At 59.5% G+C, this 21,180-nt stretch carries 19 protein-coding genes; 8 read left to right on the plus strand and 11 right to left on the minus strand.

The window, feature by feature from the left end; all coding sequences use genetic code 11:
- The first annotated feature begins 82 nt into the window (after nucleotides 1-82).
- Complete coding sequence (locus DQN55_RS11395) at nucleotides 83-1,108, plus strand: porin (protein WP_048379841.1); 1,026 nt, start codon at nucleotides 83-85, stop codon at nucleotides 1,106-1,108.
- Between the two features lie 162 nt (nucleotides 1,109-1,270).
- On the opposite strand, the gene DQN55_RS11400 is transcribed toward DQN55_RS11395, so the two are convergent.
- The 10 genes from DQN55_RS11400 to DQN55_RS11445 all read right to left on the minus strand — a co-directional run bounded on the left by DQN55_RS11400 (nucleotide 1,271) and on the right by DQN55_RS11445 (nucleotide 10,952).
- The gene (locus DQN55_RS11400) at nucleotides 1,271-2,257 is read right to left on the minus strand and encodes an amidohydrolase family protein (protein WP_048379840.1); all 987 of its coding nucleotides are present in this window, start codon (nucleotides 2,255-2,257) and stop codon (nucleotides 1,271-1,273) included.
- On the minus strand, nucleotides 2,254-2,826 hold the full coding sequence (locus tag DQN55_RS11405; protein WP_048379838.1) for a 3-hydroxyanthranilate 3,4-dioxygenase: 573 nt from the start codon (nucleotides 2,824-2,826) through the stop codon (nucleotides 2,254-2,256). Before DQN55_RS11405 ends, DQN55_RS11400 begins: the two co-directional genes overlap by 4 nt.
- A gap of 10 nt (nucleotides 2,827-2,836) precedes the next feature.
- Nucleotides 2,837-3,262, minus strand: a complete 426-nt coding sequence (locus DQN55_RS11410; RefSeq protein WP_088500013.1) for a RidA family protein — start codon at nucleotides 3,260-3,262, stop codon at nucleotides 2,837-2,839.
- Nucleotides 3,262-4,047 carry a 2-keto-4-pentenoate hydratase gene (locus tag DQN55_RS11415; RefSeq protein ID WP_048379834.1) on the minus strand — a complete coding sequence of 262 codons (786 nt, stop codon included), beginning with the start codon at nucleotides 4,045-4,047 and terminating at the stop codon, nucleotides 3,262-3,264. The genes DQN55_RS11410 and DQN55_RS11415 overlap by 1 nt, the downstream gene beginning before the upstream one ends.
- Nucleotides 4,048-4,156: 109 nt before the next feature.
- The gene (gene dmpG / locus DQN55_RS11420) at nucleotides 4,157-5,176 is read right to left on the minus strand and encodes a 4-hydroxy-2-oxovalerate aldolase (RefSeq protein ID WP_048379832.1); all 1,020 of its coding nucleotides are present in this window, start codon (nucleotides 5,174-5,176) and stop codon (nucleotides 4,157-4,159) included.
- 11 nt (nucleotides 5,177-5,187) lie between these two features.
- Nucleotides 5,188-6,126 carry an acetaldehyde dehydrogenase (acetylating) gene (locus tag DQN55_RS11425; RefSeq protein WP_048379830.1) on the minus strand — a complete coding sequence of 313 codons (939 nt, stop codon included), beginning with the start codon at nucleotides 6,124-6,126 and terminating at the stop codon, nucleotides 5,188-5,190.
- A gap of 14 nt (nucleotides 6,127-6,140) precedes the next feature.
- The gene (locus tag DQN55_RS11430; protein ID WP_048379828.1) at nucleotides 6,141-6,953 is read right to left on the minus strand and encodes a fumarylacetoacetate hydrolase family protein; all 813 of its coding nucleotides are present in this window, start codon (nucleotides 6,951-6,953) and stop codon (nucleotides 6,141-6,143) included.
- 17 nt (nucleotides 6,954-6,970) lie between these two features.
- A complete protein-coding gene (locus tag DQN55_RS11435) occupies nucleotides 6,971-8,437 on the minus strand; it encodes a 2-hydroxymuconic semialdehyde dehydrogenase (RefSeq protein WP_048379826.1) in 1,467 nt (488 codons plus the stop codon).
- Nucleotides 8,438-8,550: 113 nt separating this feature from the next.
- Nucleotides 8,551-9,519, minus strand: coding sequence for a LysR substrate-binding domain-containing protein (locus tag DQN55_RS11440; protein WP_048379823.1), 969 nt, complete (start codon nucleotides 9,517-9,519; stop codon nucleotides 8,551-8,553).
- Nucleotides 9,520-9,662: 143 nt separating this feature from the next.
- Nucleotides 9,663-10,952, minus strand: a complete 1,290-nt coding sequence (locus tag DQN55_RS11445; RefSeq protein WP_048379821.1) for an MFS transporter — start codon at nucleotides 10,950-10,952, stop codon at nucleotides 9,663-9,665.
- Between the two features lie 383 nt (nucleotides 10,953-11,335).
- On the opposite strand from DQN55_RS11445, the gene yddG reads away from it, so the two are divergent.
- From yddG to DQN55_RS11480, 7 genes are all read left to right on the plus strand, one after another.
- Complete coding sequence (yddG, locus tag DQN55_RS11450) at nucleotides 11,336-12,274, plus strand: aromatic amino acid DMT transporter YddG (protein ID WP_048380639.1); 939 nt, start codon at nucleotides 11,336-11,338, stop codon at nucleotides 12,272-12,274.
- An 82-nt stretch (nucleotides 12,275-12,356) separates the two neighbouring features.
- The gene (locus DQN55_RS11455; RefSeq protein WP_048379819.1) at nucleotides 12,357-12,983 is read left to right on the plus strand and encodes a TetR/AcrR family transcriptional regulator; all 627 of its coding nucleotides are present in this window, start codon (nucleotides 12,357-12,359) and stop codon (nucleotides 12,981-12,983) included.
- 357 nt (nucleotides 12,984-13,340) lie between these two features.
- Nucleotides 13,341-14,450: an efflux RND transporter periplasmic adaptor subunit gene (locus tag DQN55_RS11460; RefSeq protein WP_048379818.1), complete on the plus strand. Its 1,110-nt coding sequence runs from the start codon at nucleotides 13,341-13,343 to the stop codon at nucleotides 14,448-14,450.
- On the plus strand, nucleotides 14,447-17,524 hold the full coding sequence (locus tag DQN55_RS11465) for an efflux RND transporter permease subunit (RefSeq protein ID WP_048379816.1): 3,078 nt from the start codon (nucleotides 14,447-14,449) through the stop codon (nucleotides 17,522-17,524). The genes DQN55_RS11460 and DQN55_RS11465 overlap by 4 nt, the downstream gene beginning before the upstream one ends.
- 111 nt (nucleotides 17,525-17,635) lie before the next feature.
- Nucleotides 17,636-18,922, plus strand: a complete 1,287-nt coding sequence (gene fabF, locus DQN55_RS11470; protein WP_048379813.1) for a beta-ketoacyl-ACP synthase II — start codon at nucleotides 17,636-17,638, stop codon at nucleotides 18,920-18,922.
- A gap of 24 nt (nucleotides 18,923-18,946) precedes the next feature.
- Entirely contained in the window at nucleotides 18,947-19,072 is a 126-nt protein-coding gene (locus DQN55_RS22530; RefSeq protein WP_268876081.1) for a hypothetical protein, read from the plus strand.
- 647 nt (nucleotides 19,073-19,719) lie between these two features.
- The gene (locus DQN55_RS11480; RefSeq protein WP_048379811.1) at nucleotides 19,720-20,241 is read left to right on the plus strand and encodes a MepB family protein; all 522 of its coding nucleotides are present in this window, start codon (nucleotides 19,720-19,722) and stop codon (nucleotides 20,239-20,241) included.
- A gap of 205 nt (nucleotides 20,242-20,446) precedes the next feature.
- Here DQN55_RS11480 and DQN55_RS11485 read toward each other — a convergent pair whose 3' ends face one another.
- Complete coding sequence (locus DQN55_RS11485; protein ID WP_048379809.1) at nucleotides 20,447-21,157, minus strand: NAD(P)H-dependent oxidoreductase; 711 nt, start codon at nucleotides 21,155-21,157, stop codon at nucleotides 20,447-20,449.
- Nucleotides 21,158-21,180: the final 23 nt, after the last annotated feature.

Here is a 21,180-nt window from a genome sequence, read left to right on the forward strand (position 1 = left end):
ACATAAAAATAATTAAGAAAAGTCTGGCGGTGGCTTGGCGACAAGCCACCGACCAGCACTTTCGTCGTGTCCGGAGTTTTTCATGCGTAAACTATTGTTCGTCATTCCTTTGCTGAGTGGTGCTTGCTACGCGGAGTTCAAGGTGTCCGGGGTGGTTGACCTGACGTATGAAGTGGCACATTCGGGAGGCGATACCGTGGACCGGTTGACAGGTGCGGGGCTCAGCGCCAACCGCATTCAGTTCAAGTGGACCCAGGCGGTGAACGATGACATCAAGCTCAATGCTGTCTACGAAGCCATGTACAACCCTCATTCCGACGACTCGACCGGCAAACGCGAAGTCTATTACCAGATCATTTCCGAACGTTGGGGGACGCTGAGCGCGGGTCGCCAGGACACGCCGTCAGCCAACAGCTACGGCTACGCCGACCCGTTGTACGGCAACGACTACAGCCTGATCAATAACGTCCAGGTGTTTTATGCACCGTGGCGAGAGGACAACTCGCTGATGTACATCAGCCCGCGGTACGAGGGTTTTCAATTTCGCGGCATGGCCACCCTGGGCGAAAACGACGGCAGCCGCGACGGCGTGGTCTACAGCACCAGCATCGATTACTGGGCGGACAGCCCGTGGTATTTCGCCGCCGCCGTGGACCGCAAATACCAGCGCAACCTGTGGGATAACCACACCATGGAGCAGGCGACCGATGCCTACTTCACGCTGGTCTACACCATGGGCACCACAGACCTGACGGCGGTCTATCATCGTTATACCGGTTACTACGCCTATGCCCCCTGGGTCGATTTCGAGTCCAACGGAAGCGACCTGCAGTTGGGCATCCGCCACAACTTCTGGGGCAACCAGAACGTTGCGTTCAGCGTGGTCTACAAGGATGACCGCAAGAACGAAGCATTGAGCGACGCAAGCGGTATCAACCTGGCCTACATCTATAACCTCAACAAACAGACTGACCTCTACGCCGTGTATGGGTACGTTCACCATAACCGTGATTCCGAGGTGCGCTACCCGGTCAGTTGGAACCTGGAAAGCCCGCTGCGCAACGAAAACCCCGAAGGATTGCAAATGGGCGTGCGCTACAGGTTCTGATGGTTTGCTGTTTCGGCTCAGTCAAGTGAGAGGCAGAGGCACTTGACTGAGCCGCCTCGATTCCCGCCCCCGATTTTCCCGCCAGCGACTTCCCCCCGAATCACCGCGTAAAAAGCCCTGCTGCGATCACTCGCAGCAGGGCTTGGTGCCGCTTGAATCGCCTCAGAGCCCGAAGAACGCCTGCGCGTTGCTTCCCAGAATAAGCGACTTGGACTGCGGGGTCAGTTCCGGATGCTCGATCACACCGGAACCGATACGTTGCTCGCCCAGCGGAAAGGGTGAGTCAGAGCCGAGCATCACACGGTCGCTGCCCATCACGTCCACCAGCAACTTCAGTGAGCGCGGATCGAACACGGCGGAGTCGACGAAGAAGCGTTTGACGTAACTCGACGGCAGTTCAGGACAGTCCTCACGCACGATATCGCGGTGTTTCCAGGCGTTGTCCACACGGCCCAGCAGGAACGCAAAACCGCCACCGCCGTGGGCAAAGCACAGCCGCAGTGAGGCTGGAATACGTTCAAAGGCTCCCGACAAGATCAGCGACAGGATGCCCAACTGGGTTTCCGCTGGCATCGCTACCAGCCACGGCAGCATCCACTTGCGCATGCGCTCGCCGCCCATCATGTCCCACGGGTGCACCAGCACCGGAATACCATCCAGGGCGCAGTGGGTAAAGAACGTCACCAGGCCTTCGTGGTCCAGGTCCTGATTGCCGACGTGGTTGCCGATTTGTACGCCCACGTGGCCGGCAGCTTTGGCACGGCTGGCTTCGCGGCACGCGGCGTCGATATCCTGCAAGGGCACTTGAGCCAGCACCTTGAGCCGGTCCGGTGCCACAGCAGTCATTTCCAGTGCACGGTCATTCATCAATTGCGCCCAGGGCAGGGCACGTTCAATGGGCGCATCGTAGGCGAACATCACCGGCGTAGCGCACATGATCTGTGCGTCCAGGTTTTGCTCGTCGAGGTGCTCTATCCTGCGGTTCATGTCCCACAGCACGTCGTGCACCGGACGAAACGGCTTATCGCCGATCATGATCTGGCCGGTGCGCCCACTGGTGTGTAACCACGGCCCGCGATCACGGCTCAAACGAGCGGCTTCGGCTTGGTTGATGGTGGGGAAAAAGTGTGAATGCATGTCGATTTTCATGGGCGTTTTACCGCTTCGAGGGTGCGGTGCCACGTCTGCCAGTCACGACCCGGGTGGATTTCACCGCAGCCGTTGCAGCGTCGTTCAGCGTCGCTGGTGGCGTAGAACTGTTCATAGACGGGCGGCAGATCGTTGACGATGCTCTGCAGCTGTAACTCATAGCGTTTGACCAGCGTGCCACAGTGGGCGCAAGACCATTGCAGGGCGTCGAACTGACCCTCAGGCCGGGCTTTTTCGATTACCAGGCAGAGGCTGCCGGGCTCAGGCCGCTGGGGCGAATGGATGACATGCGGGGCCATTAGGTACATGTCGCCCTCACGCAAATCAATGCGCTCGTATTGACCGCGGTCCCAGATATTGAGGTAGGCATTGCCTTTGAACTGATAGAAGAACTCTTCCACCGGGTCGTCATGAAAGTCCGTGCGCTGGTTAGGGCCACCGACCACTGTGACCATGGTGTCGCTGTCTTTCCACAGCTGACGATTGCCCACCGGTGGCTTGAGGAGGTGCGCGTACTCTTCGATCCAGCGATTGAAGTTCAGGGGTGGACTGAAATGATGCTTGTCCATTGAATTGTCCTTAAGCGTTGAGGGGGGCGTAGGCCACGGCTTTGATTTCGATGCGCAAGTGCGGGTGTGGCAATTGGTGCACGGCTACGGTGGTGCGGGTGGGACCGGTCTCGTCAAAGTACTGCGCGTAGACCTGGTTGTATCCGTCAAAGTCGTTCATGTCGACGAGAAAACTGCTGATCTCGACCAGGTCGCCAAGGCCTGCACCTTCGCTCTCGAGAATGTCGCGGATGTTCTCGATCACGGCCCGGGTTTGCGCGCGAATATCCAGGCGTGTCGTGCCCATGGCGTCGACTTCCACGCCTTCGAAACTATTGTCCGGACGGCGCGAACTAGTGCCTGACACGTAGAGGAAGTCACCGGCACGCCTGATATGTGGAAAGCGCCCGCGAGGTGTGGCTTTTCCGGGCACAACGGTGGATCGGTTAATGTTCATCATGCCTCTCCTTGTTTGGCTGCCACGCTGAAACCGCACTCGCCGAAGCCGGCAACTTCCACGCTGACACACGCACCAGGACTCAAGGCCTCTGCAGCGGTCGCGGCACCGGCCATAATCAAACTGCCGGCGGGCAGGGCGATTTCTGCCCGGGCCAGCAACTGCGAAGCCTGCACCAGGCTGCGTAGCGGATGCCCGAGGATGGCGGCGGTTGAGCCGGCCTGAACCACTCGGCCATTGATGCGCATCAGCACCCCGGCGTTGTTCAACTGGGCGAAGTCTCTGGACCAGGCGCCAACCACGAGGCCGGATGAAGAGCAGTTGTCAGCGACCACGTCTTCAAGGCTGAACTTGAACGCTTGGTAACGTGAGTCGATGATCTCGATCGCAGGCGCTACGGCTTCCAGGTAGTCGACCGCTTCCAGTGCGGTCAGCGGTCGGTCGATGGTACGCCGAGTGATAAAGCACACCTCCGGTTCAACCCGCGGGTGGATGAAGCGCTGCAGGTCGACGACACCGCCATCCTCTTCGAGCATGGCGTCGGTGAGCCAGCCCCAGATCAGGCTGTCGACGCCCATCTGCATCATCTTCGCGCGGCTGGTAAAGCCCAGTTTGAGGCCGATCTGGCGCTCGCCGGCAGCGTAGCGGTGTTGCATCGAGGCACGCTGGATCAGGTAGGCCTCGTCGAGGCTAAACGGTGTATGGGTACTGAATTGCGCCACGGCTTCGGCTTTACGGGCTGCCTGGTCCAGGGCCTTGGCGATGTGAGCGATATCGGTGCTCATGGGTGTAGCTCCTTGCACGATTTCAGAGGGTCCAGCGCGATGTTCCGGGCAGGAGCGGGCATGCTCGCGATTGATCGCGATCACGTCCGCTGCGCCAGGGGGTATCGGGTTAGCGTTTCAGCAGATCCAGAGCGACATCGACGATCATGTCTTCCTGGCCGCCGACCATGCGCCGTTTGCCAAGCTCGACGAGGATATCCACGGTTTTGAGGCCGTATTTGTGCGCGGCAACTTCGGCGTGGCGCAGGAAACTGGAGTACACCCCGGCGTAGCCAAGGGCCAAGGTCTCGCGGTCAACGCGTACCGGGCGATCCTGTAGTGGGCGCACGATATCGTCGGCGGCGTCCATCAAGGTGTAGAGGTCGGTGCCGTGGTTCCAGCCCATGCGCTGCGCAGCGGCAATAAACACTTCAAGCGGCGCATTGCCGGCACCCGCGCCCATGCCGGCAAGGCTGGCATCGATGCGGTCACAGCCTTCCTCAACCGCAACAATAGAATTGGCCACACCCAGGCTCAGGTTATGGTGGGCATGCACACCGGTCTGGGTCTCGGGCTTGAGCACGGCTTTGAGGGCCTGGAAACGCTCACGAATATCCTGCATGCCCATCGCGCCACCGGAGTCGACCACGTAGATGCAGGTGGCGCCATAGCCCTCCATCAACAATGCCTGAGCGGACAATTGCTGCGGGCTGATCATGTGGCTCATCATCAGAAAACCGACAGTGTCCATACCCAGCGTGCGGGCATACTCGATGTGCTGGCGCGAGACATCGCCTTCGGTGCAATGGGTGGCCACCCGCACAATGCGCGCTCCGGCCTGATACGCATTTTTGAGGTCATGCAGGGTGCCAATGCCAGGCAGCAAGAGTGTTGCGACTTTGGCGTGAGTCAGCACATCACTCACGGCTTCTATCCATTGCAGATCGGTATGGGCGCCAAAGCCATAGTTGAAGCTTGAACCCTGCAAACCGTCACCGTGGGCGACTTCGATCGAATCAACACGTGCCTGATCCAGCGCACGGGCGATGGCCTGCACCTGGCTCAGTGAGTACTGGTGCCGGATCGCATGCATGCCGTCGCGTAGGGTGACATCGGAAATGTAGAGCTTTTTGCCGGGGTTGAACGTCATCGCAAATCTCCTCAGGCGTTAAGCATCGACTGCGCCATACGCTCGGCGGTGGCCAAGGCAGCGGAGGTCATGATGTCGAGGTTGCCGGCATAAGCAGGCAAATAGTGGGCAGCGCCTTCAACTTCGAGGAACACCGTCGTCTTCAGCCCGCTGAAATGCCCGTGGCCGGGAATCAGCAGCGGCGCGTCGGCACTGATCACGTCGAACTGGACTTTTTGTTTAAGGCGATACCCCGGCACGTAAGCCTGTACCGCTTGCGCCATGCGCTCGATGGACGCCTCGACGCTGGCCTGATCGGCAGCCTCGGACAGCACATACACGGTGTCGCGCATCATCAACGGCGGCTCGGCTGGGTTCATCACGATGATCGCCTTGCCCTTGGCTGCGCCGCCGATCACCTCAATTGCCCGCGAAGTGGTTTCGGTGAATTCATCGATGTTGGCGCGGGTGCCGGGGCCGGCAGATTTACTGGCAATCGAGGCGATGATCTCGGCGTAATGCACTTTGGCGACGCGCGATACCGCGGCCACCATCGGGATAGTGGCCTGCCCGCCGCAGGTGACCATGTTGACATTGAGCTGATCCATGATCTGATCCAGGTTCACCACGGGCACACAGTACGGGCCGATAGCCGCCGGTGTCAGGTCAATCAGGCGGATGCCCGGCCTGGCTTTGCGCAACAAGGCCGCGTTGTGCACGTGGGCAGTAGCCGATGTGGCGTCGAAGACGAAATCGATGTCGGCAAACTGCGCCATTTCAATCAACCCTTCGACACCCTGATGGGTGGTCGCCACGCCCATGCGCCGGGCACGGGCCAGGCCGTCGGAATGCTCGTCGATACCGACCATGACCGCCATCTGCAAATACCGGGCGTTGCGCAATACCTTGATCATCAGGTCGGTACCGATGTTGCCGGAACCGACGATGGCGATATTCAGTTTCTGATTCATGCAGGGCTCCACGATCACGATTGCAGGTCGAAGGCAGCGGTGACGCTGCCCAGCCCCTGGATATGGGCGGTGAACACATTGCCCGGCCGCGCCGCCACCATCGGGCCGAGGGCACCGGTCAGCAGAATGTCGCCAGCGCGCAATGGCGTCCCCAGCCGCGCCAGGGTGTCGGCCAGCCATACGGCGGCGTTCAACGGGTTGCCCAGGCAGGCGGCACCGGCGCCAACCGATACCGGCTCTGCGCCCAAAGTCATGCTCATGCCGCAGCGCACCAGATCCAGCCGCGACAGCTGCACCGGACGAGTGCCCAGCACAAACAGGCCTGAGGAGGCATTATCGGCAATGGTGTCGACCAGCTGGATATCCCACTGGGCGATCCGGCTGCCGACCACTTCGATGGCAGGCAAGGCGAATGCGGTCGCGCGAATCAGATCGGCGACGGTATGGCGCTCGTGGCACAGGTCGTGTTCCAGCACCAGGGCGATTTCCGCCTCGACCTTTGGTTGCCGGGTGTCGCTCCAGGCAATCGGCTGATCGTCACCACGGGCCATACTGGCGAACAATTGGCCAAAGTCCGGTTGATCGACGCCCAACTGTTGCTGGACCGCACGTGAAGTCAGGCCGACTTTGCGCCCGACCGGACGCTGGCCAGCCTCGATGGCGGCCGTATTGTTGTACTGCTGCACGGCGTAGGCGAGGGCGACCGGATCGATTGAAGGGTCTGCGGCGAGGGCGCTGGCGATCAGTTCGCGCACCGGAGCGCACGGTTTCCCGTCGCGTTCGGCCTGGCGCAGCCGACGGGCCGCTTCTATAAGAGCTGCATGCATGGGCGAAACTCCGAGGCTCAAGGGTTGACGCAGATGGTGGTGATTTGCGAGTAGAAATCCAGCGAATGGCGGCCGCCTTCACGGCCCAGGCCTGACAGGCGCGTACCGCCAAACGGGGTGCGCAGATCGCGCAGGAACCAGGTGTTGACCCACACCATGCCGACCTTGAACCGCCGCGAGACCGTATGCGCGCGCTTCAAGTCGCGGGTCCACAAGGCAGTGGCCAGGCCGTAAGGCGAATCGTTGACGCGTCGCACGACTTCATCGTCCGCGTCGAACGGGGCAATGTGGCAAACCGGACCGAATACCTCTTCACGCACACACCGCGCGTCATCGTTGAGGCCCGTCCAGATGGTCGGTTGCACGTAGGCACCGTTATCGCGCTCGTCACCAAAACACGGCACGCCGCCACCAGTGACGACGGTTGCACCTTCGTTGCGGGCCAATTCGAAGTAACCCAATACCTTGTCGCGATGCTTATGCGAAATCAGCGACCCCATGTTCACGCCATCTTCATCCGGGTAGCCGATTTTCAATGCTTCGGCACCGGCTTTCATGGCCGCCACAAAGCGCTCATAGATCGGCCGCTCGACATACACCCGCTCCGAGCACAGGCACACCTGACCGGCATTGGTGAAGCTGGAGCGCAAAACACCGGCCACCGCGGCGTCGAAATCACAGTCGGCAAACACGACGGCTGCGTTCTTGCCGCCCAGTTCGAACGACACATCACGCACGCCTTCGGCGGCGACCTTCATGATGGTTTCGCCGGTGCGCGACTCGCCGGTAAAGGTGATGGCATCCACATCCGGGTTACGGATCAGAAACTCGCCGGCCGACCCCGGCCCGAAGCCGTGCACCAGGTTAAACACGCCTGCAGGCAACCCCGCTTCGTGCATGACTTCGGCGAGCAGGGTCGCGGTGGACGGTGAGTCCTCCGACGGTTTGATCACCACTGAGTTGCCACACGCCAATGCCGGGGCCACTTTCCAGGTCATCAACAGCATCGGCAGATTCCACGGCGAGATGATTGCCACCACACCGTGGGGCTTGCGCACCGAGTAACTGAACACATCACTGCCATCGGCAGTTCGCATCTCAAAACATTCACTGCCGGCCTGATTGATCAGCTCGGCGAAAGTGCGAAAGTTGTGAATCCCGCGGGCGATATCCAGGGTGCGCGCCTGTTGCACCGGGCGTCCGGTATCGGACACTTCGGCGGCGACAAACTCTTCGAAACGGCGCTCGATAATATCGGCAATACGCTGTAACAGCGCAGCCCGTTGACTGGCGCTGTACTCACTCCAAGGCCCGTACTGTGCGGCTTTTGCAGCCGCGACAGCACGGTCGACCAGCGCGTTGTCGGCTTCGCAGACATGGCTGAGCGTACGGCCATCAATGGGCGAAATATTGGGGAAGGTCTGCTCGCAAGCGACGAATTCGCCCGAGATGTAATTACGCAGCAACGGCAAGGGTGCAGACACATCAGCCTCCGGAAAATTGGGGTAGTCGGAGGAAGTGTAGGGAGAACGGATATTAGTGAATAATAAAAAAGTCGCGCCTTGCTATGCTGAATCGGAATACCTGAATGGGCACCTCAAGCCTTGGAGGGAAGGCGTTCACTGGACTCGCAGCGGGCCTGATTCAGGCACTCGCGAAATAATCGTGCCGCAGGCCCCAACGCCCGCGTATTGGAGAAGAAGCAGCCAATATCGCCAAACTGCAGCGGCTTACCGAGGTCAAACGCCTTGAGCAAACCGGCGCTGACAAACTGTTGCGCGGCTTCGAACGGCATCAGCGCAACGGTTTGCTGATCTTGCATCAGGGTGATGTTGGTAAGGATCGACAGCGACTCGACCACATTGCCCGGCGGGGCAAGATCAGCCTCGGCGAACAGTTCGTCGGCAGTACGCCGCAGCAGCGAATCACGGGTCGGCAGCACCCACGGGTACTCAAGCAAATCGGCGAGACTGATCGGCGAGCGCCCGTGTAATGGATGACCGGCTCCAGCAACCACGCTCAACTCTTCGGCATACAACACCTCGACATCGAGCATGGGTGACTCATTGCGCCAGCGCCAATCGTCAGGCACGCGGCCCACCACCAGATCGACTTCACCGACTGCCAGTGCCGGAAACAGTTGGTCCATCTGCCCGACTCGCAGCGACACCAGCACACCGGGGGCTTGTTGCTTGAGCAACTGCATGGCCCTTGGCAGCAACGAGGTTGAAGCTGAAATCAAGGTGCCCACCATGACATGCCCGGAAGTACCTTCCTGAAAGGCATTGACCTCGTCCGTCAGCGAGCGCAACTCCGCCAACAATGACTTGGCCCGCCGAACCACCAATTCCCCCAGCTCAGTGGCCGTCACGCCGCGATTGCCACGAATCAGCAAAGGCGCATCGAAGTACGACTCCAGCTCATGAATAATCTTCGTCACCGCTGGCTGAGTCAGGTTGAGTGCATGCGCAGCACGCACCAGCGAGCCACTTTGCAGCACCTGATCGAACACTACCAATTGGTAAAACTTGAGCTTTCGCGCAACAGAAATCGTGGTGAACTTCATTCGGAGTCTCAACTCAGGCTCGGGTACAGCGGGCTTTCTGAACCCTGGGCGGTGGACGCTATAGTAATCACGATCTGGAGGGAAGAGGGGGGTATGACGGTGGATTCAGGGCATTTCTACTTTTAGAAATGCCCCTCATCGGTTTAATTCAGCGGCGCAGGCTCTCCACTCAACGCATCGACCATGGCCGGATGATCCTGAGCCGCCTGGCGCAAATCCTCGGTAACCCGCAGCTCGGCGCCGGTCGGGGAGAAGGTGGCGGCTGCCGCAAAAGGCGCGGGATTGGCCGGTACCGGGCGCTTGCCACGGCGCCAGAAGAAGAACGTGACCATGCACAGGTTAACCAACGCGAAGACCCAGAACAGGCCGTTTGCGCCGAACGAATTCATCACCGGCGAGATCATCATCGGACTGATCGCCGAGCCCAGCGAGTTGATCAGCAGCAGGCCCTGGATCATTGGGACCAACGCTTCGGCAGGGGCGCGGTCGGCGGCATGGCTGACGGCAACCGGGTATAGCGCAAACACCGCGCCGCCGAGCAGGAACAGCAGCGCGGCCAGCAGTGTCGAAGACAAGGGCAGCAGCACGATCAGCAGCGACAATACGGTGCAAGCCACTGCCAGAAGGGTCAGCACCTGCAAGCGATCCTTGTGGTCGGACCAGCGTCCAACGGGGTATTGCAGGAGCATGGCGCCGAGGATCGTCCAGGCCATCATGCTGCCGACTTCACCGACGTCCAGGCCCGCGCGTTGCAGGTACAGCGGCAGCAAAGTGTAAATCGCGGCGATGCTGACACCCGAGCCGAAACACCCGATCAGCCCGGTGGGCGTCACGCCCAGCAGTTGCCGGGGCTTGTGTGGCTCAACCTGGTCCAGCAGTGGCGACACCCGTGGCAGGATCACAATCGGCAGGACCGACAACGAAGCGAGCATGCCGGCCACCATGAAGGGCGCACTGTCGCTCAAGCCAGTGATTGTTCCCAACGCTGCCTGACCCAGCACTCCGGCGCCATACAGCACGATCATGTACAGCGCGAGCAAGCGCCCGCGAATCTTGGCGTCGCCTGCCAGCAGCAACCAGCTTTCGATCACCAGGAATACGCCGACCGTGGCCCAGCCGTTGATCAGACGCAGCACGAACCAGCCCCATGTGTCGTAGATCAGGCCCTGGAGCAGAATGGTCACGGCGATCAGCGAGGCAAAACTGCCGTAGGCGCGGATATGACCGATGCGCAGAATCAAGCGATCATTAAAGACGGCGCCCAGGGTCAACCCGATGAAATAGGCTGATGAAACGACCCCGATCATCGTGGCCGACGTGCCGGCAGCATCCAGGCGCAGGGTAGTCAGGGATGAAAGAAAGCCGTTGCCCAATGCAACAATGAACAGCCCGAGCAGGGGCGCCAGCGCCAGGGCCAGCAAACGCGGAGACATATAAACCTCTGGAAATCGAACAGCGGACCGTGCGCCTCTGCGCATGCGATTGCCAAGCCGAAGAGTGTGTTGTGCTAATGCCCACCGTACGGGCAGGGCGGTTGAGTCGGGCACACGTCGACGAGGTGTGGCCAGCCATTGAGCGACGCGCTTGGGTCACTGCCGCGCCCACTCAGGGCTCAGGCGGTTGCAAATGAGCGCGGGATTCTAAGGCTTGTGCAGGATTTTCCAATAGCTGTCTGCTGCGACGTTACGACGCAGGCGAGCCCTGGCCCCTCACATAACGACAGGTCATCGTTAGCTCACTGAAAATATCGCTTTATCCCGCCTCTCCCGCTGGTTAGCCTGCGCGGTCGAGTTACCATTTTGAACATGGGGTCATGATGCAGATCAGGGGTGAGCGGGCGGCCACAGCGTGTGGTCTGGTAGCGATTGTGTTGTGGAGCACTGCCGCCGGATTGATCAGGGGTGTCAGCGAACATTTCGGCCCGCTGGGTGGCGCCGCGCTGATTTATTCGTTGGGTGCCCTGATGCTGCTCGTGTTGCTGGGGCGCCCGCGAATCCGCTCGACATCAACGCTCTACCTGCTGCTCGGCAGCGCCTTGTTTGTCGCTTACGAAGTGTGCCTGTCGTTGGCGCTGGGGTTTGCCAGTGATCGTCAGCAAGCCATCGAACTGGGCGTGGTGAATTACCTGTGGCCTTGCCTGACCGTGGTGCTGGCGATTTTCATGAATGGTCAGAAAACCCGCTGGTTCATCGTTCCGGGCTCCGCCCTCGCGCTGTTCGGCATCTTGTGGGTGGTCAGTGGTGACGGCTTATCCCTGCCGGGCATTGTGCGCAACGTGCAGTCGAATCCGCTCAGCTACAGCCTGGCACTGACCTGTGCGATCACGTTTGCGCTGTATTGCAATGTCACCCGCCGCTATGCGGGCGGGCAGAATCTGGTGGTCCTGTTTTTTGTACTGGCGGCCGCGGTGCTGTGGCTGAAGTGGTTTGTGAGCGACGAACAGTTCCCGGCCTTCAGGTGGGCCAACTCCCTTGAGCTATTGGCTGCCGGAGTCGCCATGGCGGGTGGTTACGCACTATGGAATATCGGCATCCTGCGGGGGAATCTGACGCTGCTGGCGACCTCATCCTATTCAGCCCCCGTGCTGTCATCGGCGTTCGCTGCGGCATGGCTGGGCGTCAGTCTGCAGGCACAGTTCTGGCAAGGTGCAGTGCTTGTGACGGCGGGATCGCTGCTGTGTTGGCACGCAACCCGGCAGCGGGCGGCTCTTGAGCCGCTACCGATACAGGTCTGTGCTGACGAAAACCCGCGCTGAACAGGCTACAGACGTAAATACACGACGGTATCTCCGGTGGTCACACGTTGTCAGTTGTCGCCAGGGTGAGTAAGCTGATCCGATGAGTCAGTCATCCCTATTTTCATCTTCAACCAGCGCCCGTGGTCCAGCCGATCACGACATTCGAGATCAGATTGTCGCGGCTGCCAACCAGCACTTTAGCCAGTACGGCTACGGTAAAACCACGGTTTCCGAACTGGCCAGGGCCATTGGATTTTCCAAGGCTTACATTTACAAGTTTTTTGATTCCAAACAGGCGATAGGTGAGGCCATCTGCGCAAACTGTCTGGCTCAAATCGTCGCGGCAGTGGATCAAGCGATCAATGTTGCAAACCTGTCGCCTACCGAGCGCTTTCGACGTTTGGTCAAGACCTTGATCTCGACCGGTGTTGACCTGTTCTTCAACGATAGAAAGCTCTATGACATCGCAGCATTTGCAGCGTCGGAAAGCTGGCCCGTCTCCCAGGCGTATGAGGCACAGATCAAGCGCTTCGTGCTGCAAATAGTACGGGAAGGGCGAGAGGCAGGTGAGTTTGAGCGCAAGACACCCTTGGACGAGACTGTCGACGCTATACACTTAGCGCTGCGGCCATTCGTTAACCCTTTGCAGTTGCAGTACAACCTCGATTTTGTCGACGAAGCCCCCACCCTGACCACCAATCTGATCTTGCGCAGCCTTATGCCCTGACTGTTGGGCTGCGTTTTTTCTTCTTCCATTATCCGCCCGGCCCGCGTCTGGGCGTCGCGTCATGATGCTGTGCGACAGAACGCTGCCCCCAGTCACGATCCGCAAGCGGAGCCTCTGGACGATGGTCGTCCGGGCCGATAAAAGCGAGGGAAGGGCGGAGACATTGCGTGTCCTTCGGCAGGCGCACACGTGACCATATCAAGCATAAGTCACACCCTCTCAACCGCCATAACTTGAGCATTTATTGCTTTTTAGTCGATACCGAGAAGCTGAACGTTTTACGACTGGTGACCATTGACACAATTGGTCACTATGCTGAGAATATGGCGCTCGTCCTATATTTCAGTAAGGGAACCTATGCGCCGGCTTCGACCTTTCCCCATTGCCGCTTGCTTGCTGCCTCTTGTCCTGACGGCATGTGGCGACTCATCCAGCGTTGATGATCCGCGCACGCATGCTCCCCTGGTCAGGTCCGCGGCTGTTCAGGGAGCCTCCGACGTCTCACGTTCTTTCACCGGAGTGGTGGCTGCCCGTGTCCAGGGCGATCTGGGTTTTCGTGTATCAGGCAAAGTGCTCGAGCGTCTGGTTGACACCGGCCAGAGCGTTGAACGGGGTCAGCCCCTCATGCGCCTGGACCCCATCGACCTGAGGTTGCAGGCGCAAGCGCAGCACGCGTCAGTCATCGCCATCAGGGCCCGAGCCAAACAGACAGCGGATGACGAGGCCCGATATCGCAATCTGGTCGCCGCAGGTGCTATTTCTGCATCGACCTATGACCAGATCAAAGCCGCAGCGGATACCGCCAAGGCGCAGCTTAGCGCCGCACAAGCGCAGGCCGATGTAGCGAGCAATGCTTCTGGTTATGCGGTGCTGTTGGCGGATGCCGATGGCGTTGTGGTGGAGACGCTCGCCGAGCCCGGACAAGTCGTCAGCCCCGGGCAGCCCGTGCTGCGTCTGGCACGTGCAGGCCAGCGCGAAGCCATCGTGCACTTGCCCGAGACATTGCGTCCCGCAGCAGGCTCCACCGCGCAGGCGACGCTTTATGGCAATACGACCGGGGCTGTTACCGCGAAGCTGAGGCTGCTGTCCGATTCGGCCGACCGAATGACCCGCACCTTCGAGGCGCGGTATGTGCTTGAGGGGGCGCTGGCCAATGCACCCATAGGCTCGACCGTTACCCTCCGGATCGCTGAAGGCGCCGTGCAACGGCCAACGATGCAAGTGTCGATCACCGCTGTTTATGACCCCGGCCAGGGCACTGGCCTGTGGGTTATCGCCGGAACACCGGCGAAAGTGAGCTGGAGACCCGTTCAGGTGTTGGGCCTGAGCGACGACGTTGCGCAAGTCGCGGGTGATCTCAAGGTGGGTGAGCAGATCGTTGCGCTGGGCGCACATCTGCTGCACGAGGGGGAGGCGGTGAGAGTGCCTCAACAAGAACACGCCAACGCTGCCGGGAGTCGTCCATGAGCGAGGGGCGTTTTAATCTGTCCGCGATTGCCGTTCGCGAGCGCTCAATCACGGTATTTCTGATCTTCCTGATTGCCGTTGCAGGGATCCTGTCGTTCTTCCAGCTGGGTAGAGCAGAAGACCCTCCGTTTACGGTCAAGCAGATGACGGTCATTACTGCCTGGCCGGGGGCTACTGCGCAGGAAATGCAGGATCAGGTCGCCGAGCCACTGGAAAAACGCCTGCAAGAATTGAAGTGGTACGACCGCTCGGAAACCTACACCCGTCCCGGTCTTGCCTTCACGATGCTGTCACTGCTCGATAGCACGCCACCGGCTGAGGTGCAGGAAGAGTTCTATCAGGCGCGCAAAAAGCTCGACGATGAAGCCAAAAAGCTACCGCCGGGTGTTATCGGGCCAATGGTCAACGACGAGTTTTCGGACGTGACATTTGCGCTTCTTGCCCTGAAAGCCAAGGGCGAGCCGCAGCGGCTGCTGGTGCGTGATGCCGAGTTGCTACGCCAGCGCCTTTTGCATGTCCCGGGGGTGAAGAAGGTCAATATCATAGGGGAGCAACCCGAGCGTATCTTTGTATCCTTTGCCCATGACCGGCTGGCCACCCTGGGCGTATCCCCTCAGGCTATCTTTGCTGCTCTGAATGACCAGAACGTGCTCACACCTGCCGGTTCGATCGATACCGCAGGGCCGCAGGTGTTCCTTCGACTGGATGGCGCCTTCGACACACTGCAAAAAATCCGGGACACCGCCATTACGGTTCAGGGGCGGACGCTCAAGCTCTCTGATGTGGCGACCATCGAACGCGGCTATGAGGACCCCGCAACCTTCCTCGTGCGTAACAACGGTGAAGACGCGCTGCTGCTGGGGATTGTGATGCGTGAGGGCTGGAATGGCCTTGACCTCGGCAAGGCACTGGACGCGCAAACGCTCAAGATCAACCAAGACATGCCTTTGGGCATGACGCTCTCCAAGGTCACCGACCAATCTGTGAATATTGATTCGGCTGTCGGCGAGTTCATGGTCAAGTTCTTCGTTGCGCTGCTGGTGGTGATGCTGGTGTGCTTCCTCAGCATGGGCTGGCGTGTGGGTTTTGTGGTCGCGGCGGCTGTTCCGCTAACGCTGGCCGTGGTGTTTGTGGTGATGGCCGCCACCGGCAAGAACTTTGACCGTATCACCCTCGGCTCGCTGATTCTGGCACTTGGCCTGCTGGTCGATGACGCCATTATTGCCATCGAAATGATGGTAGTAAAAATGGAGGAGGGCTACGACCGCCTCAAGGCTTGCGCGTACGCCTGGAGTCACACGGCCGCGCCGATGTTGTCCGGTACGCTGGTGACGGCAATTGGCTTTATGCCCAACGGCTTCGCGCAATCAACCGCGGGCGAATACACCAGCAACATGTTCTGGATCGTAGGCATCGCCCTGATTGCCTCCTGGGTGGTTGCGGTCGTGTTTACCCCCTATCTGGGGGTGAAGATGTTGCCGGATATCAAGAAGGTCGAGGGCGGTCACGCGGCCATCTACAACACCCCTAACTACAATCGATTTCGCCAGGTATTGGCGCAGGTTATCGCGCGCAAATGGCTGGTAGCCGGGGCTGTTGTTGTGTCTTTTGTCGCAGCGGTCCTGGGCATGAGCCTGGTTAAAAAGCAGTTCTTCCCGACCTCTGACCGTCCAGAAGTCTTGGTTGAAGTGCAAATGCCGTATGGGACCGCCATCGAGCAGACCAGCGCGACCGCTGCGACCCTGGAGGCCTGGCTGCAAAAGCAGGATGAGGCAAAAATCATCACGTCTTACATCGGCCAGGGCGCCCCCCGCTTCTATCTGGCGATGGCTCCGGAACTGCCTGATCCATCGTTCGCCAAAATTGTGGTGCTGACCGATAGCCAAGAGCAGCGCGAGGCACTCAAGGTGCGTCTTCGAGAGGCTGCCGCTGAAGGGCTTGCCCCGCAAGCGCGGATCAGGGTGACGCAACTGGTGTTTGGTCCCTATTCACCATTTCCTGTTGCCTACCGGGTAATGGGGCCAGATCCTTCAAAACTGCGTGAAATAGCGGGGCAGGTGCAGGATGTATTGCAGTCGAGCCCGCTGATGAGAACCGTCAATACCGACTGGGGACCGCTGACGCCGACGCTGCATTTCACTCTCGATCAAGATCGCCTGCAGGCGGTGGGCCTAACGTCTGCTTCAGTTGCACAGCAACTGCAGTTCCTGCTGACCGGCGTACCGATCACCACCGTGCGTGAGGACATTCGCGCAGTGCAGGTGGTGGGGCGCGCAGCGGGTTCTGTCAGGCTCGATCCCGCCAAGATAGAAGGTTTTACGTTGGCAGGCACGGCGGGGCAGCGGATTCCGCTGTCCCAGGTGGGAGAGGTCGATGTGCGAATGGAGGATCCGCTCCTGAGGCGTCGTGACCGTACGCCGACCATCACCGTGCGCGGCGACATCGCCGAAGGCCTGCAGCCACCAGACGTATCGAGCGTGATCATCAAGGCATTGCAGCCGGTGATCGATCAATTGCCTGACGGATACCGGATCGAGCAGGCGGGGGCCATCGAGGAGTCGGGCAAGGCTGGCAAAGCGATGTTGCCACTCTTCCCGATCATGATTGCCTTGACGCTGCTGATCATCATTGTGCAGGTCCGCTCTATTTCGGCGATGGTCATGGTCTTTCTCACCTCGCCACTGGGCTTGATTGGCGTGGTGCCGACGCTGCTGATCTTCCAGCAGCCGTTTGGCATCAATGCGCTGGTCGGGCTGATCGCGCTATCGGGCATTTTGATGCGCAATACGCTGATTCTGATCGGGCAAATCCATCAAAACGCACAACAAGGGCTGGATCCGTTTCACGCAGTGGTCGAGGCCACGGTACAGCGGGCCCGCCCGGTACTGCTGACAGCGCTGGCGGCCATCCTGGCGTTCATCCCCCTGACGCACTCCGTGTTCTGGGGGACGCTGGCCTACACCCTGATCGGGGGAACGTTCGTGGGGACCATCATGACATTGGTGTTCCTGCCGGCGATGTACGCCATCTGGTTCAGGATCCGCCCTGACACCGCGGGCAACACGTCAACCTGATCACACGAACCTGGTGGAGAGGGCGCCTGCGTCCTCTCGCCATAAAGGTATGGCCCCGGGTTTAAGTACGCTGCTTTTCAGGGGCGTCGATTGATAAATGAAGAGGTTCCAATGATTAATCTTGAAGGTCAAAAGCGAATCGTAGTGACAGGCGTCGGAATAGTCGGGCCTCTGGGATGCGGAGCAGAAGAAGTCTGGAACAGATTGCTGTCTGGACGTTCCGGCATCCGTCACTTGCCAGGCGATATCACCCAGGACACAGGGGTTAGCGCAGGAGGTCAAGTGCCGTCTCTGGAGGAGGACGCCATTGCCGGCTACGATCCGGAACGCGTCATTTCGGCCAAGGACCGCAAGAAGATGGACCGCTTCATCGAGTTTGCGCTGGTGGCCGCCCATGAAGCGCTGGAGCAGGCTGGCTGGCGGCCAACAACCGCCGCAGAGCAGGAGCGAACCGCAACGGTCATCGCCTCGGGCGTGGGCGGGTTTGGCGCAATTGCCGATGCGGTACGAACCACTGACACACGCGGCCCCCGTCGGTTGTCGCCGTTCACTGCGCCGTCTTTCCTCGCCAATATGGCGGCAGGGCACCTATCCCTCCGCTACGGCTTCAAAGGCCCGCTCGGCGCACCGGTAACCGCCTGTGCCGCTGGCGTGCAGGCCATCGGTGATGCGGCGCGAATCATCCGAAGCGGTGAGGCAGACATCGCCATCTGCGGCGGGACCGAAGCGGCGATAGATCGAGTGACTCTGGGCTGCTTTGCGGCGGCCCGCGCGCTGTCGACCGGGTTTGCCGAGCACCCGCAGCAGGCCTCACGCCCTTTTGATCGTGATCGCGACGGTTTTGTGATGTCCGAAGGTGCCGGGTTGCTGGTGATCGAGACACTCGAGCACGCCCTCGCGCGGGGAGCCAAGCCTCTGGCGGAACTGGTCGGCTATGGCACCAGCGCCGATGCTTACCACCTGACCGCGGGGCCTGCGGACGGCAGCGGTGCACGACGCGCCATGGAACTGGCGTTGCGCCAGGCGGCTGTGAGCCCCGCCGACGTGCAGCATATCAACGCCCACGCCACCTCCACCCCGGTCGGTGACAGAGGAGAGCTGGCAGCCATTCACTCGTTGTTCGGGGCTGACTCCGGCGTAGCGATCAGCGCCACCAAATCCGCCACCGGGCATCTTCTGGGAGCCGCCGGAGGCGTCGAGGCCATCTTCACGGTACTGGCGCTTCGTGACCAGATCGCGCCCCCGACCCTCAACCTGATGAACCCCGATGAAGCGGCCAGCGGGCTTAGCCTCGTTGCTCTGCAGCCACGCAACCTGCCAATTGACTACGCACTTTCCAATGGCTTCGGCTTCGGTGGCGTTAACGCCAGCCTTCTATTCAGACGCTGGCATGATTAATCCCGTGTGCAGCCTTGAGCACCCATGAGCCAGGACCGTCGCCCTGGCTCATGGCGTGACCGTCAGGCTGCGGTAACGAGCACGGTCCGGCCGAACGTTGATGATGTGGATCTCAAAGCGCCGTTCAATGACGTCGGCGACATCTTGTAAATACAACTTCGATGTTAGCCAGGGTGGTTGAATTTTGACGAGCGCGCGGGATGTATCGGGTGACACACCAGGAGTTGAACGTAGATGAATGGAACAAGCATGGGCAATGGCGCCGCATCTCCAGTCAGCACGAGCAGCGGTACACGCTGACCTGAAGAGAAACGGCACTGAATCAGCTTCATCGGCAGCCACCTCATTCAATGACGCGCCATGAACACGAAGGACATGGCCCGTTGAGAGATTGGACGCCAGATGAGTCTCTGACCTAGCACATGATTTAACATAATATACATTATGCGAACCTTCGTATTGGAGTGTCAGGGTCAGTGGAGGTCAGATTTCAAGCTCCACATGAAGGCATTTTACACCGCAGTCACCAGGTACCGGCCTTGGCCCCCACAACGGAGACAATCTACTGGCGACTGTTCGTCCACATCACGCTGCGGTCTGCAGGTTTTCATTTTCTGTGCGCTGCGATGCTTTACGCGCAACAATTTCATCTGGTGCATCGTGTATGGGTCATCACAGATTGGAGATGCTGTCTCTGAAATCAAACGCTGCCGGGTTTCAGCCACGGGTTTGATGCAATGCTGATGGCGACTCATTACACTCGCAGCGCTTGCCTCTGATCAAGGATCGATCTTCAGATGCCCATATCTGTTTTGCCTCGCGCTTTACTCACTGCGGTTGATGCGATTTATCTGCCTGCCGGTTTGAAAAGCCCGAGCGATATTTCGCCACACGCTGAGGCTCGCGAATACGGAGGCTGCCAATTCAATCTGGCGGGTCGTCGAGTACTGTTCCGTGTTGCCAAAACGACGCCGACCAAGGTTGGACAGTTCGTTACATTATGGAAACGCCCCTGTATCGACAGTGTTATTGCGCCTCTGGATCACGCAGATGGCATCGACTTTGTGGTGGTCAATGTGGCCAGCGCCTCGCAGAGTGGCCAATTTGTTTTTGACCGTGATGCACTGTTGGCCCACGGCGTGACGTCCATAAACGGTGTCGGCGGTAAGCGTGCCATGCGTGTTTACCCTCCGTGGAGCCAGCCTGCATCCAGGCCAGCGTTACAGACTCAACGCTGGCAAATGGCGTATTTTCTGGCGATTGAGCCCTTTGACGAGGCCTCAGTACTGCGCGCCAAGGTGTTATTCAAGTGCGGGTGACAGTACTCGACTGACAGGCTAAAAAAAGCGGCTAATAACCTCAAGTTATAACTCAACTAAATGTCTGTTTAGTTGAGTTATAGCAAAACAGATCCACAGTGAGGTTCGGCCACGCCGTTTCGACGCTGATACATCCCCCATCCCCACCGTTCTGCTCCCTGCCCTCAGCCCGGTATAAATCGCCCGCCGCGGCCCGATCACCGGCTCAGCGATTCCCCGCCAACGGATAAAGCGCTTCATCGAACTGCGACAGGCAAGGAAACACTATGGGCTGATCGTCGGCGATATGAATGAGACGCTGCTGGTAACTGCGCAGAAAATCCGCACGGGCCTCGTCAGTGATGTATGGCACATGCCAGGCCACAAACGGTTCCAGCACTTCGCAGCCGACATAAGCCAAAGTGCCACGCAGAATCGGCCGCAGCATGTCTTGCAGCGGGCCGTGAATGGCACCTTCACCGAACATGTGCTCGCGCCCGCCCAGGGTCACCGTCACCAACGCCTTCTTGCCGCTGAGTCCGCCCTGGTCGTAGAAGCGTTTGCCGCCGTAACAAATGCCGGATACCAATACCCGGTCAATCCAGCCTTTGAGTATCGCCGGTGCCGAGAACCAGAAAATCGGAAAATTCAGGATCAGCAAATCGGCCCACAGCAGCTTGTCCAGTTCTTGCTGGATATCCGCTGCCAGTGCTTGTTTTTTGACCCCCAGGCGCTGCTCCAGTGCATAAACCAGGTAGTCCGGGTTTTCACGCGCTGAGAAATCATTGGCACTGGCTACCGGGTTCCAGTTCATGGCATACAAATCACTGACTTGCACTTCATGCCCTTGGGTTTTGAGGGTTTCAACCGCTTGGTCGCGCAAGGCTGCGGTGAAAGAGTTGGGTTCAGGATGTGCGTGGACGATCAATACGTTCATGGTAATTCCCTGGATGCTTTCAA

Source organism: Pseudomonas taetrolens (assembly GCF_900475285.1).
Classification (GTDB): Bacteria; Pseudomonadota; Gammaproteobacteria; order Pseudomonadales; family Pseudomonadaceae; genus Aquipseudomonas; species Aquipseudomonas taetrolens.